The sequence below is a fragment of the Glaciimonas sp. GNP009 genome (assembly GCF_054343755.1).
In genome coordinates, this window is the sequence record NZ_JBTGUV010000004.1 from 5,235,434 (window position 1) to 5,248,424 (window position 12,991).

The window sequence follows — 12,991 nt, forward strand, 5'->3', positions numbered from 1 at the left end:
AACAAAGACTGCCAAAAGCAGTCTTTGTTGAATGTTCCCCATCATCAGGATATCTTCTTCACCCTTTCACACTTTCACGCTAAATAGCTCCCGGCGATCAACCTTTTTCAGCGCCAGAATGAGGATGTATAAAAGATCGCCTTCGATCTCACACTAATCTTCTTCCATTGCCGCCGAGTAAGTCCCCAAAACTGCTGCACTATTCAAGCGGGCGCGTCGGTACAGCGCCTGTTGCGCGACCTCCTTATTCGCAAGTTCGCCTGCCCACGCCTGAATCGCCGTCGATTGCAGCGCTCGACCGTAAGAAAAGCTGACATTCCAAGGGTGCTTTATCTGAGCATTCATCGCATTAAGATTCGCTGTCGCGGCTGCGTCCGTTTGGCCGCCTGAAAGAAAGTTAATACCCGGCACTGCTGCCGGGACGGTACGGCGAAAACAGGTCAGCGTTGCCTGAGCAATTTGCTGTGGCGACGCTTGCACTTTACAGAGTGAACCCGGCACCACCATATTCGGCTTCAAAATCATCAATTCAAGCATGACCCGCTGGGCATGCAGAGCGTGAAATACGGTGTGTAAAACACGTTCAGTAATACTGCCACATGTCTCCAGCGTATGATCGCCGTCCATCAATATTTCTGGCTCAACAATCGGTACCAAACCGGCTGACTGGCAAATGGCCGCATACCGCGCCAAAACATAGGCGTTGGCGGCAATCCCTTGCGCCGACGGAAGCCCTTCATCGATCGTTAATACGGCCCGCCATTTAGCAAATCGCGCACCTAAATGCTTGTAGTCATTTAGGCGCTTCGCCAAGCCATCCAAACCTTCCGTGATTTTTTCTTCGGGAAACCCGGGTAATGAAACCGTACCGATGTCGACCTTAATACCGGGTATCATGCCCTGTGTTTTTAATAAGTCCGGCAGTGGAACGCCGACGGTATTTTTTTGCTTCAGCGTCTCGTCGAAAAGAATCACGCCACTGATGAACTCACTTAACCCAGGCGTAGAAAACAATAGCTCCCGATAATCGCGTCGACTTTCTTGCGTGGAAACCACGTTCACGGCTTTAAAACGCTTCTCGATAGTACCAACACTCTCATCAGCGGCGAGAATCCCTTTACCCGGCGCGATGAGTGCTGCGACCGTGCTTTCAAGATCGTGTTCAAGAATCGACATACTGCCTCCAGTAATTTTATCAGCCGTGTTCTTCACTTATAAAATACGTTAACGTTGCAATGTAATCTGAGTGTGGCCTGAAATTAAAATCAATTTATCGCATCGACCAATGTAAGCTTGCTTACGGTTACTCTCCGGGCGCGACACCTTTTATATTGGCCAAAATAGTAAAGATATCCATCGGCACCGGGAAAATAATAGTCGAACTTTTATCTCCGGCAATAGCAGTTAATGTTTGCAGATAACGCAACTGCATGGCTTGTGGCTGTTGCGCCAGCATTTGCGCCGCTTGCAGGAGTTTTTCCGAGGCTTGTAACTCGCCTTCCGCATGGATAATTTTAGCTCGCCGTTCGCGTTCGGCCTCAGCTTGGCGTGCAATGGCGCGAATCATCGTTTCATTGATATCTACGTGCTTTATCTCGACAGTTGACACCTTGATGCCCCATGCATCGGTTTGCGTGTCCAGCACTTTCTGGATGTCGAGGTTGAGCCTTTCGCGTTCGGATAACAGTTCATCCAATTCGTGCTTACCAAGCACCGAACGTAACGTTGTCTGCGCTAATTGACTAGTGGCGTCGAGAAACTTGACCACCTGAATTACCGACTTCTCTGGATCAACGATACGAAAATACACCACCGCATTAACCTTTACGGAAACGTTATCACGCGTGATGACATCCTGCGGTGGCACATCAAACACCACCGTGCGTAAATCTACCCTCACCATTTGCTGGACTACCGGAATCAGTAATACTAACCCTGGCCCCTTCACTTTCCAAAACCGTCCCAACATAAAAATCACACCGCGTTCGTACTCACGCATGATGCGCACTGACGTAACGAGCAATACCGCGACGATCAGAAATACAATGCCACCGAATCCAAATCCGAGTGTCATATCAACTCTCCTGGTTCCACCTCATTGATCGGCACCACCGCCAATATCAGGCCAGTGCGGGAAACCACCCGCACCCGCTGCCCTTTCGCCAGTGTCACCATGCTTTGCGCCCGCCATTGCTCGCTGCGAACCCGCGCCCAACCTTCACTAATGACGCCATCAGATTGCATATCATTGAGCATGATTCCGGTACTGCCCAGCAATTGTTCCGCTCCGCTGACCACCGGCCGTCGTCGTGATTTCAGCACCGCGTTAGAGACGAAATAGACAAATAACGTGGCGACAATGGCCAACGCGACAATCAAAGACAACGGAATGCCAAAACCTGGTTGATCCGTGTCGATCAACATCGTAGCGCCGAATCCGAACGCAATCAGGCCACCGATTCCGACGACGCCAAACGTAGGAAGGAATACTTCCGCCACCAAAAATCCCAGGCCAAGCAGAATGAGTCCCAACCCGGCGTAATTTACCGGCAACATTTGTAAGGCGAATAAACCAAGCAATAAACAAATGGCACCGATCACACCCGGCAGTACGATTCCTGGATTAGTGAACTCAAAAATCAACCCGAAAATTCCCACCATCAATAACATGAGCGCTGTTCCTGGATCGGTGAGAACAGCCAGAAATCGCGTTCTGTCATCCAGCTTTATCGTCTTAATGTCCGCACCGACGGTATGCAAAACGTGATTACCATCAGCAGTACTGACCTGGCGCCCATCCAACTTGTGTAACAGATCCGGCACATCCTGAGCGATGAGGTCGATCACTTTTTGCGTCAGTGCTTCATTCGAGGACAGACTGACCGCCTCGCGCACCGCACGCTCCGCCCATACCGCATTGCGACCACGCAGTTGCGCCAGACCGCGGATATACGCTGCTGCATCATGCATTTGCTTTCGATGCAACGTACTTTCATTATCGGACGGCAACTCCGTCTTAGCCGTACCGGCCCCTAAATTACCAGCGTCTTGTTTGGATTTTTGCTGTTGCGGTGGTCGCGTACGGTCCGGTATACCAACCTGAATCGGGCTGGCTGCACCAAGATTTGTACCGGGTGCCATCGCTGCAATATGACTGGCATAGAGAATAAAAGTCCCTGCACTTGCCGCACGTGCCCCGCCGGGCGCAACAAAACTCGCAACTGGCACTGGCGAAGCCAGTATCGTCTGAATAATCTGCCGCATCGATATATCAAGGCCGCCGGGCGTATCCATTTGCAGGACAATTAATTGCGCACCGGATTTTTGTGCAAGCAGAATATGTCGATTAATAAAATCCGCGCTTGCCGGTCCGATCGCTCCTGTCACCGGTATCACCACAACAATAGGCGTCGCGGCAATGCCGCAATGAAGGGCAAAACCGAAACCAATAACGAAAATCGTTTTCAGAAACCTCAGCATGATGACGCGAAGTATTAGTGATAAAGTGTTGGAGGATGGATTTGTTAGTTATACGACCATTCAAAATAAGAAAATATCCCCAAACCCAAGGATTAATGTCAAAAAAACAAATATTATGAATTAAATTGCGCTTCTGCTACCTTTTTAGTTGGTAATATCGCATCGCATCCACAAATATCAGCCTTGCATCAAGCACATCCACCTACAGCGATGACAACTTATTTGATGCGCTATAAAAGTGGATGTCACTTCATAGGGTTGCAATTCTAATAACGCATAGCATGCAGTCCAGATTAAACGTTACAACGCGTCTTGTGGGATTGAAGAAAATATCCCTTCCGATTGTGCATCCGCATGATAAGACGAGCGCACCATCGGCCCCGAGGCCACGCGTGAGTAACCTAACTTTAGCGCTACGACTCGCAAAGCCTCGAACTCTGCCGGAGTGACATACCTTGCGACCGGCAAGTGATGCGGGCTGGGTTGTAGATATTGTCCGAGGGTTAGCATATCGACCTGATGATCTCGCAAATCCTGCATCACGACTTCGATCTCTTCAATCGTCTCACCCAAGCCTAGCATTAGCCCTGATTTCGTTGCAACATGCGGATGACGCTGCTTAAAACGCTGCAGTAATTCGAGCGAATTGCGATAGTCGGCACCGGGACGTGCTTCACGGTAAAGGCGTGGGATGGTCTCGAGGTTATGATTAAAAACGTCGGGCGTGGCTTGACTAAGGATTTCGAGCGCTACATCAACTCGCCCACGAAAATCGGGCGCCAGAATTTCGATCTTTATGCCCGGACTGAACGCTCTGGTCTGTTGGATGCAATCAACAAAATGCGCTGCACCGCCATCACGTAAGTCATCCCGGTCAACCGACGTAATGACGACGTAAGACAATTCCATTGCCTTGATGGTTTGCGCCAGATTTTTCGGTTCTTCGGTATCCAGCGGATTAGGACGACCGTGACCAACATCACAAAATGGACAGCGTCGGGTACAGATGTCGCCCATGATCATAAAAGTCGCCGTACCGCTCTTGAAACATTCACCAATATTCGGACAATTCGCTTCTTCGCAGACTGTGTGCAGATGATTTTCGCGGAGTATTTCTTTTAAGCGCAACACTTCACGAGTACCCGTAAATTGCGCACGAATCCATGCTGGTTTGCGCAAATATTGCCCCGCTTCAGTCGGGACAATCTTGATTGGAATGCGCGCCATTTTTTCCGCACCACGAAGTTTTTCGCCGACCTCTACCGGCCGCCGTGCTTCATTGGATTCCCTGATTATGGTGGGGTCACGCATTGCTTCTCCTAATTTTGATTTGCCCGGCTTATGCTTTGTCTTTCATTTACCTTTGCCGGACCAAAAAACTTGTTCGTCCGCTTTACTTAAATCTCTGCAGATTTAAACCGTCAACCACGGAAGTAACGTTGCGGAATAAAAGGTGTTTTCGCAACCATAACCGCTATCGGTTTGCCGCGCACGATGGCATGTAACGTCGTGCCGACCGTCGCATGCGCCGACTCAACATAGCCCATTGCGACCGGACCGCCTAATGTCGGTCCAAATCCGCCGCTGGTCACTTTGCCGACAATCTCGCCGTTTGCATTGATAACCTCGGCCCCTTCACGTACTGGCATCCGGTCTTGCGGCAACAGCCCAACGCGTTTCCGCGCAACGCCTTCTGCAAGCTGACGCAGGATGATCTCGGCGCCAGGATAACCACCTGCGCGTGGTTGGTCAGCGCGACGTACTTTCGAGAGCGCCCATGCCAGACTCGCTTCCACCGGCGTAATATTGGCATCCATATCGTGGCCATACAAGCAAAGCCCTGCTTCTAATCGCAAAGAATCGCGTGCGCCCAGACCAATAGGCGCGACCTCCGGTTGCGATAACAAAACACGTGCGAGCGCTTCTGCGTGATGGTTTGGTACCGATATTTCAAATCCATCCTCACCCGTGTAACCGGAACGACTAACAAAGCAATTCACGCCCGCCAGCATCACAGTGGCGGTCTGCATAAATATCATTTGGGCAGTGTTGGGAGCAAGCCGGGCCAAGACCTTTGCTGCTAGCGGTCCTTGCAACGCGAGCAATGCTCTGTCATTCAATTCTTCAACGCTGCAATGTTCGGATAGGTGTTTTTGCAGATGCGCCAAATCTTGTTGTTTGCAGGCAGCATTGACGACCAACAGTAAATGATCCCCCGAATTCGCCACCATCAGATCGTCGAGAATGCCGCCGCTGGCGTTGGTAAACACGGCGTAGCGCTGCGTATTGACAGCAAGATCAATGATATCAACCGGCACCAGAGTTTCCAGCGCCGCCGCCGCATGTGCGCCACTCAGTCGCACTTGCCCCATATGCGAAACATCAAACAAACCTGCTTGCGTGCGAGTATGGGTATGTTCTTTCAAAACACCAGTTGGATACTGCACCGGCATTTGATAGCCAGCAAACGGCACCATCTTCGCGCCCAACTCAAGATGCAGGTCATACAACGGCGTACGTGCCAGAGATTGTGAATTGGACTCCATAAGATTTTCCTTTTTTTAGAAAAGAGCGTATCGCCTTGTTAACGACGTACCGCGAAAGCGGATCAATATGGTCAGAAGTGGCCCTTGAACAGCGCGCAATTTAAGGACCGTGAACACCAAAGTGCAAGCAACGTTCAATCATTTGGTCAACAGTTAATCTGCACTTTCAGCACTCAATAACATTCACGGCAAGCCCGCCACGTGATGTTTCCTTGTATTTTGTTTTCATATCCGCGCCGGTATCGCGCATGGTCTTGATCACATTATCGAGCGAAACATGGTGTCGTCCATCGCCTCGCAAAGCCATCCGCGCTGCATTAATTGCCTTGACGGAACCCATCGCATTACGCTCGATACAAGGGACCTGGACCAGTCCACCAATTGGATCGCAGGTCAACCCGAGATTGTGTTCCATCCCAATTTCTGCCGCGTTTTCAACTTGTGCAGGGCTACCGCCCATCACTTCCGCCAACGCGCCCGCAGCCATCGAACAAGCGACGCCGACTTCGCCCTGACAACCGACTTCAGCCCCGGAGATGGATGCGTTTTCTTTGTACAGAATACCAATCGCGGCAGCTGTCAGCAAAAAACGCACAACACCGTCGTCATTTGCACCGGGTACAAAGCGCGTGTAGTAATGCAGCACCGCTGGAATAATGCCCGCCGCGCCGTTGGTCGGTGCCGTGACTACACGTCCACCGGCAGCGTTTTCTTCATTGACCGCCAACGCGTAAAGATTAACCCAGTCGAGTGTCGTTAATGGATCGCGCAGACTACGTTCTCCTTGCGTCGACAACGTGCGGAACAACTCGGCGGCCCGGCGTCGTACTTGCATCGGGCCGGGCAGAACGCCTTCTTCCTGACAGCCACGTTTGACACAATCCTGCATCACCTGCCAAATATTCATCAAGCCAGCACGGATTTGTTGCTCGGAGCGCCATACTTTTTCGTTTTCCAGCATTAGCTGACTAACCGATAGTTGATTACGCTGGCAGTGATCAAGCAATTCTGCGCCGCTATGGAACGCATAAGGCTGAACCGTAGTGTCGGACACAATCCGATCCTCGCCGGCGGCGTTTTCATTGACCACAAAGCCGCCACCGACGGAGTAATACACCTTGTTGACTATTTCGCTACCATCGCTATCCAATGCTGTAAAGCGCATACCATTTGGGTGATACGGCAAGGTGCGCTGCCGATACATTAAAAGATGCTCTTTTTCAACGAAAGCAACTTGCTTGATACCGAGTAAATCAATACTTGCCGCGCTGCGAATGTGCGCAAGCTTAGCGGCGATGGTATTAATATCGACCAGATCGGGCGTTTCTCCCAGCAAGCCTAACAGTACCGCCTTGTCGCTGCCGTGGCCCTTACCTGTCGCACCGAGCGAGCCGTATAGCTCAGCTTTGACCGTGGCGGTGCGATTCAGCAAACCGTTGGCTTGCAGCCCGGTGACGAACAACGCAGCCGCACGCATCGGTCCCACTGTATGCGAGCTTGAAGGACCGATGCCGATTTTAAATAGTTCAAATATGCTGATAGCCATCTTGATTTACTCGTAATCCGACAGCGGCGGGCAAGAACACACGAGATTACGATCACCGTATACATTATCAACTCGGCCAACCGGCGGCCAATACTTGCTGGTCTTTTTCAGTGATGCTATTGGGAATACGGCCTGTTCACGTGTGTACGCACGATCCCAGTCTTCTGTCAGATCCAAGGCAGTGTGCGGTGCATGCCTGAGTGGGCTACTTTCAGCAGTCATGCGTTCATCCTCAATCTCCTTAATTTCATGCCGAATCGCAATCATTGCCGCACAAAAACGATCCAGTTCTCCCTTTGATTCACTTTCGGTGGGCTCAATCATCAACGTTCCTGCTACGGGAAACGACATCGTTGGCGCATGGAAGCCAAAATCGATAAGACGTTTCGCCACATCGTCGACGGTCACCCCCGTTTTATCTTTCAATGGCCGCAAATCGATGATGCACTCATGCGCCACGATACCGTCTCTGCCAGCATACAAAATCGGATAATGCGGCGCGAGACAATGGGCGATATAGTTGGCATTCAGAATCGCGATTTGACTGGCTTGTTTAAGACCGCGACTTCCCATCATCGTGATGTAGGCCCAACTGATCGGCAGAATATTGGCACTGCCCCATGGCGCAGCGGCGACCGGCGCAATACCTGTTTCGAGCAGTCCATGCCCAGGCAAAAATGGCGCAAGATGGGCCTTCACGCCGATGGGACCAACGCCCGGGCCACCACCGCCGTGCGGAATACAAAATGTTTTGTGTAGATTCAAATGCGATACATCACCACCAAAATGGCCCGGTGCACACAAACCGACCATAGCATTCATGTTCGCACCGTCAATATAGACCTGACCGCCATGTGTATGAATAATGTCGCAGATTTCGCGGATAGCTTGTTCGAAAACACCGTGCGTCGATGGATACGTAATCATTAACGCAGCCAGCTCAGCCGCATGCAAATCGGCCTTGGCCTTTAAATCAACGACATCAACGTTGCCATTATCGTCGCAACGCACGACGACCACTTTCATACCCGCCATGTGTGCCGTGGCAGGATTAGTACCGTGTGCAGAACTTGGGATAAGGCAAACATTACGTTCGCCTTCACCGCGACTTTGGTGATAAGCGCGGATTGCCAGCAAGCCCGCATATTCACCTTGCGAACCGGCATTTGGCTGTAACGACACTGCGTCGTAACCAGTACAAACGCATAGCATTTGTTCCAGCTCCGTCACCAGTTGCTGATATCCCTGCGCCTGTTCGAGCGGCGCGAAGGGATGAATGGCACTGAACTCTTTCCATGTGATCGGAATCATTTCCGTGGTGGCATTCAGTTTCATCGTGCATGAGCCAAGCGGGATCATAGTGCGGTCAAGCGCCAGATCCTTGTCAGCCAGTGTGCGCAGATAGCGCATCATCTGGGTTTCAGAGTGGTGGCTATTGAATACCGGATGCGTCAAGAAATCACTGGTTCGAGTGTGCTCTGACGGAAGTCGATCATCAACCTCAGCTTCAACTTTTGCAAAGGAAAGCGTTGGATGGTCCTTGCGCGAAAAAATCCGCCACAACGTCTCGACATCCTCAGCCGTTGTCGTTTCATCAAATGAAAGGCCAATCTGATCAATCGTAGCTATCCGCAAGTTGATAGACTGCGCGCGCGCCGCTGCGTGGATCGCCTGGGTATGTCCGATAGTGCGCACGGTGAGTGTGTCGAAAAAATGAGGCGTCACCACCGCATAATCCAGCTGATTTAATCCCGCCGCACAGGTCGCTGCAAGACGATGGACCCGTTGCGCGATGGTCTTCAATCCGTGCGGCCCGTGATAGACCGCGTACATGCTGGCAATATTCGCTAACAACACCTGCGCAGTACAAATATTGCTGGTCGCTTTTTCACGCCGGATGTGCTGCTCCCGCGTTTGCATCGCCAGACGATACGCTTGGTCGCCACGGCTATCGATGGAAACACCGACAACGCGCCCCGGCATCATGCGTTTGTGTGTGTCCTTAGTTGCGAAGTACGCTGCATGTGGGCCGCCATAACCTAACGGCACGCCGAAGCGCTGGGACGAGCCAATGGCTACATCGGCACCAAATTCACCGGGCGGCGTCAATAAAGTTAACGCCAGCAAATCGGCGGCAACGATCACTAACGCGTCCTTACTGTGCGCGATGTCAACAGTTTTTGCGTAGTCGTGTATCTCACCGCTGAGGCTTGGATATTGCAATAGCAGGCCGAAACAATCGAGATCATTTAACGCCGTCAGATGATCACCTATCACGACATCAATATCTAGCGGCGCGGCGCGGGTTCTGATTACATCGATGGTTTGCGGGAAGCAGTCCTGGGATACAAAAAACGTATTGCTTTTGCTTTTCGATACGCGCTGGCAAAAGGTCATGGCCTCCGCCGCTGCCGTGGCCTCATCAAGTAATGACGCATTGGCAATCTCTAGCCCAGTCAAATCGGATACCATCGTTTGAAAGTTTAGTAACGCCTCCAAACGGCCTTGCGATATCTCTGGTTGATACGGCGTGTAAGCCGTGTACCAACCCGGATTTTCAAGTAAATTGCGTAGAATAACCGTAGGCGTATGGCAGTTGTAATAGCCCATCCCAATATAGGTTTTAAATACATGATTTTTAACTGCAATACTGCGTAGCGCCTCTAACGTCTCGACTTCATTGAGCGCACTGCGCAGATTTAATGGCGCGTCAGACAAAATAGCCGCTGGCACGACATTCTTTATCAACGCGTCGATCGACGTGTAACCCAGCGTCGCCAACATCCGTTGTTGGTCAGTCTCATCGGGGCCGATGTGCCGACCAACAAAATCCGTATGCTGCAATAAATCTTCAAACGTCGGCCGTATCTGAGTCATTGTATTCTCTCGCAATAGTTACTGTTCCATACATGCGCTTGCATCGTCCCAACCGATACAACTTGCGTGACGATACTCAACCCAATCCTGCTACAAATGCTTTATAACCATCCTCATCCATCAGTCCAGTTATACCGGCAACATCATCATTTGCCTGAAACCTGAAAAACCATCCATCACCCAATGGGTCTTCATTCACCTTGCCGGGTTCGTCGGCCAACAATGCGTTGATTTCAGTGATTACGCCCGCCATTGGCATCATGATTTCGCTCGCGGTTTTGACTGATTCAATCACGGCAGCTTCTGCGCCTTTGTCTATTTGCTTGCCGACTTCCGGTAACTGGACGTAGACCAGATCACCCAAATGATCTTGCGCAAAATCAGTAATGCCGACCGTCACCAAACCGTTGTCGTCGATTTTTAGCCACTCGTGCTCTTCCGTATATTTCGTCGTACTCATTGTGCGTCTCCCTTTAACAAGTTGGTATTACGCGCCAACTACAATCCCGGCGATTGTGCGCATACAGTCATTTTCCCTGTACAAAATTGTAGAGTTTTCAAGAATGCTTTTGCAATCAATTTCTCAGTTAAACAAGCTAAAAAAATCAATAGAAGACTACTTTGCATTCAAAAAATTAAATTTAATTTCATAATATTCGAAAAAACAAAATTGTAGGAGGCGCAGTCCTGAATAACCACAGAACAAGCCATTACAAAAAAACAATCGCGCGTTTTAGTCGCTATTGCCGATCAAGTCAATTACTACCGCACGTCGTCCCGCGATCAATACTAACGCTTAAAAAAAACGCCGTGATGCATAAAATAGATATTAAAAAAACAGATTTCATAAAAAATGCGCTCCCTTACAACGACGTTTCCTCATGGGAAAAAGTACGCTTAGCACTACATCAATGAAGTAAAAAAACACCCGAAACCGCGCATCATTCGCAATATGTCCCGTCAAAATTATCATTTTAAGTAACGCAATTCAACGTAGACTTTGTGTGTAATCACCTAAAAAGGATGCATTTCATGAACATTCATGGATTAATGGAGCGACTCGGTGTGCCACAGACGGCATTGGAAAATGGCGATCTTGAAGTGCGTAGCCCAATTGATGGCGCGTTGCTGGCAATCATCAAGACCCACAGTCCTGTACAGACAACCGAAACGATAGATCGTGCACACCAGGCATTTCTGACATGGAGGTCAGTTCCTGCGCCACGTCGCGGGGAGTTGGTTCGCTTGTTAGGCAACATTTTGCGAGAACATAAACACGATCTGGGCGCACTCATTACCATGGAGACGGGGAAAATCCTTCAGGAAGGCCTGGGTGAAGTGCAGGAAATGATCGATATTTGCGACTTTGCAGTGGGCTTGTCGCGCCAACTATATGGGCTGACCATTGCATCCGAGCGCCCCGGTCATCGCATGATGGAGAGCTGGCATCCTCTGGGTGTGTGCGGCGTCATTTCCGCCTTTAACTTCCCTGCTGCGGTATGGGCCTGGAATGCAGCATTGGCCTTTGTATGCGGTAACAGCGTGGTCTGGAAACCGTCAGAAAAAGCACCTTTGACGGGCCTCGCCTGCGCTGCCTTGTTTAATCGGGCCAGCCGTGCATTTGGAGATGCGCCGGATGGATTGTTGGAAGTGCTTCAGGGTAATCGGACGGTCGGCGATGCGCTGGTCAAAGATGCGCGCGTTCCGTTAATTTCAGCGACCGGATCAACCCGGATGGGACGCAAAATAGGTCCCCGTGTCGCCGAAAGGTTTGGTCGCAGTATTCTTGAGCTTGGCGGCAATAACGCCGCTATCGTAGCGCCCAGCGCTGACTTGTCATTGGTTGTGCGCGGCGTCTTATTCTCAGCCGTAGGAACCGCAGGGCAACGCTGCACAACGCTACGCCGACTGATTGTGCATAAAGACATATATGACCAATTGATGCCGCAAATACGCAATGCTTACAACAACATCAAAGTTGGCAATCCGTTAGAAAGCGAAACTTTGGTCGGCCCGCTGATAGACGTACGTTCTTTTGACGCAATGCAACAGACATTGGTGGCCGCGCGTGCCCAGGGTGGTCTGGTGGTCGGCGGTGAAAGGGTTGCGGTAAGCGGCTGTGCAGATGGCTTTTACGTCCGTCCAGCGCTGGTTGAAATGCCAGAACAAACGGACATCGTCTGCCTTGAAACATTTGCACCGATTTTATACGTCATGCGCTACGACGATTTCGCCGACGCCATCGCCCTGCAAAATGGTGTCCCGCAAGGGCTTTCGTCGTCGATATTCACGCTAAACATGCGTGAAGCAGAACTGTTCGTCTCTACCGTTGGCAGCGATTGCGGTATCGCGAATGTCAACATTGGTCCATCTGGCGCTGAAATCGGTGGCGCGTTTGGCGGCGAAAAGGATACCGGCGGCGGACGAGAATCCGGCTCCGACTCGTGGCGAGCGTATATGCGTCGGGCCACCAATACCATTAATTATTCCAATGCGTTACCGCTAGCGCAAGGAATCCAGTTTGACGTATGAATTGCAATCA

The 12,991-nt window shown here is 50.8% G+C and carries 9 protein-coding genes; 1 reads left to right on the top strand and 8 read right to left on the bottom strand.

The genetic code is table 11. The annotated features are described in order from the left end of the window. Positions 1 to 153: 153 nt before the first annotated feature. The 8 genes from ACXX82_RS23995 to gcvH all read right to left on the bottom strand — a co-directional run bounded on the left by ACXX82_RS23995 (position 154) and on the right by gcvH (position 10,909). On the bottom strand, positions 154 to 1,176 hold the full coding sequence (locus ACXX82_RS23995) for a class I fructose-bisphosphate aldolase (RefSeq protein WP_322239093.1): 1,023 nt from the start codon (positions 1,174 to 1,176) through the stop codon (positions 154 to 156). A gap of 127 nt (positions 1,177 to 1,303) precedes the next feature. Beyond that, the gene (locus tag ACXX82_RS24000) at positions 1,304 to 2,074 is read right to left on the bottom strand and encodes a slipin family protein (protein WP_322239095.1); all 771 of its coding nucleotides are present in this window, start codon (positions 2,072 to 2,074) and stop codon (positions 1,304 to 1,306) included. Further along, positions 2,071 to 3,480 (bottom strand): NfeD family protein, encoded by a 1,410-nt coding sequence (locus tag ACXX82_RS24005; protein ID WP_458563861.1) that lies wholly within the window; start codon positions 3,478 to 3,480, stop codon positions 2,071 to 2,073. Before ACXX82_RS24005 ends, ACXX82_RS24000 begins: the two co-directional genes overlap by 4 nt. Positions 3,481 to 3,780: 300 nt before the next feature. Continuing rightward, a complete protein-coding gene (gene lipA, locus ACXX82_RS24010) occupies positions 3,781 to 4,791 on the bottom strand; it encodes a lipoyl synthase (RefSeq protein WP_458563862.1) in 1,011 nt (336 codons plus the stop codon). A gap of 110 nt (positions 4,792 to 4,901) precedes the next feature. Next, positions 4,902 to 6,026, bottom strand: coding sequence for a glycine cleavage system aminomethyltransferase GcvT (gene gcvT, locus ACXX82_RS24015; RefSeq protein ID WP_458563863.1), 1,125 nt, complete (start codon positions 6,024 to 6,026; stop codon positions 4,902 to 4,904). Between the two features lie 166 nt (positions 6,027 to 6,192). Then, entirely contained in the window at positions 6,193 to 7,572 is a 1,380-nt protein-coding gene (locus tag ACXX82_RS24020; RefSeq protein WP_322239103.1) for an L-serine ammonia-lyase, read from the bottom strand. Between the two features lie 6 nt (positions 7,573 to 7,578). After that, positions 7,579 to 10,449 carry an aminomethyl-transferring glycine dehydrogenase gene (gene gcvP, locus ACXX82_RS24025; protein WP_458563864.1) on the bottom strand — a complete coding sequence of 957 codons (2,871 nt, stop codon included), beginning with the start codon at positions 10,447 to 10,449 and terminating at the stop codon, positions 7,579 to 7,581. A 76-nt stretch (positions 10,450 to 10,525) separates the two neighbouring features. Further along, positions 10,526 to 10,909 carry a glycine cleavage system protein GcvH gene (gene gcvH, locus ACXX82_RS24030; protein ID WP_322239106.1) on the bottom strand — a complete coding sequence of 128 codons (384 nt, stop codon included), beginning with the start codon at positions 10,907 to 10,909 and terminating at the stop codon, positions 10,526 to 10,528. 572 nt (positions 10,910 to 11,481) lie between these two features. Here gcvH and amaB point away from each other — a divergent pair. Continuing rightward, a complete protein-coding gene (gene amaB, locus ACXX82_RS24035) occupies positions 11,482 to 12,981 on the top strand; it encodes an L-piperidine-6-carboxylate dehydrogenase (protein ID WP_369124726.1) in 1,500 nt (499 codons plus the stop codon). Positions 12,982 to 12,991 lie beyond the last annotated feature (10 nt).

Bases quoted from the DNA above. Each gene is read 5' to 3' on its own strand.
- gcvH (WP_322239106.1), bottom strand. From the start codon at position 10,909: ATGAGTACGACGAAATATACGGAAGAGCACGAGTGGCTAAAAATCGAC.
- gcvP (WP_458563864.1), bottom strand. From the start codon at position 10,449: ATGACTCAGATACGGCCGACGTTTGAAGATTTATTGCAGCATACGGAT.
- lipA (WP_458563862.1), bottom strand. From the start codon at position 4,791: ATGCGTGACCCCACCATAATCAGGGAATCCAATGAAGCACGGCGGCCG.
- ACXX82_RS24000 (WP_322239095.1), bottom strand. From the start codon at position 2,074: ATGACACTCGGATTTGGATTCGGTGGCATTGTATTTCTGATCGTCGCG.
- ACXX82_RS24005 (WP_458563861.1), bottom strand. From the start codon at position 3,480: ATGCTGAGGTTTCTGAAAACGATTTTCGTTATTGGTTTCGGTTTTGCC.
- gcvT (WP_458563863.1), bottom strand. From the start codon at position 6,026: ATGGAGTCCAATTCACAATCTCTGGCACGTACGCCGTTGTATGACCTG.
- amaB (WP_369124726.1), top strand. From the start codon at position 11,482: ATGAACATTCATGGATTAATGGAGCGACTCGGTGTGCCACAGACGGCA.
- ACXX82_RS24020 (WP_322239103.1), bottom strand. From the start codon at position 7,572: ATGGCTATCAGCATATTTGAACTATTTAAAATCGGCATCGGTCCTTCA.
- ACXX82_RS23995 (WP_322239093.1), bottom strand. From the start codon at position 1,176: ATGTCGATTCTTGAACACGATCTTGAAAGCACGGTCGCAGCACTCATC.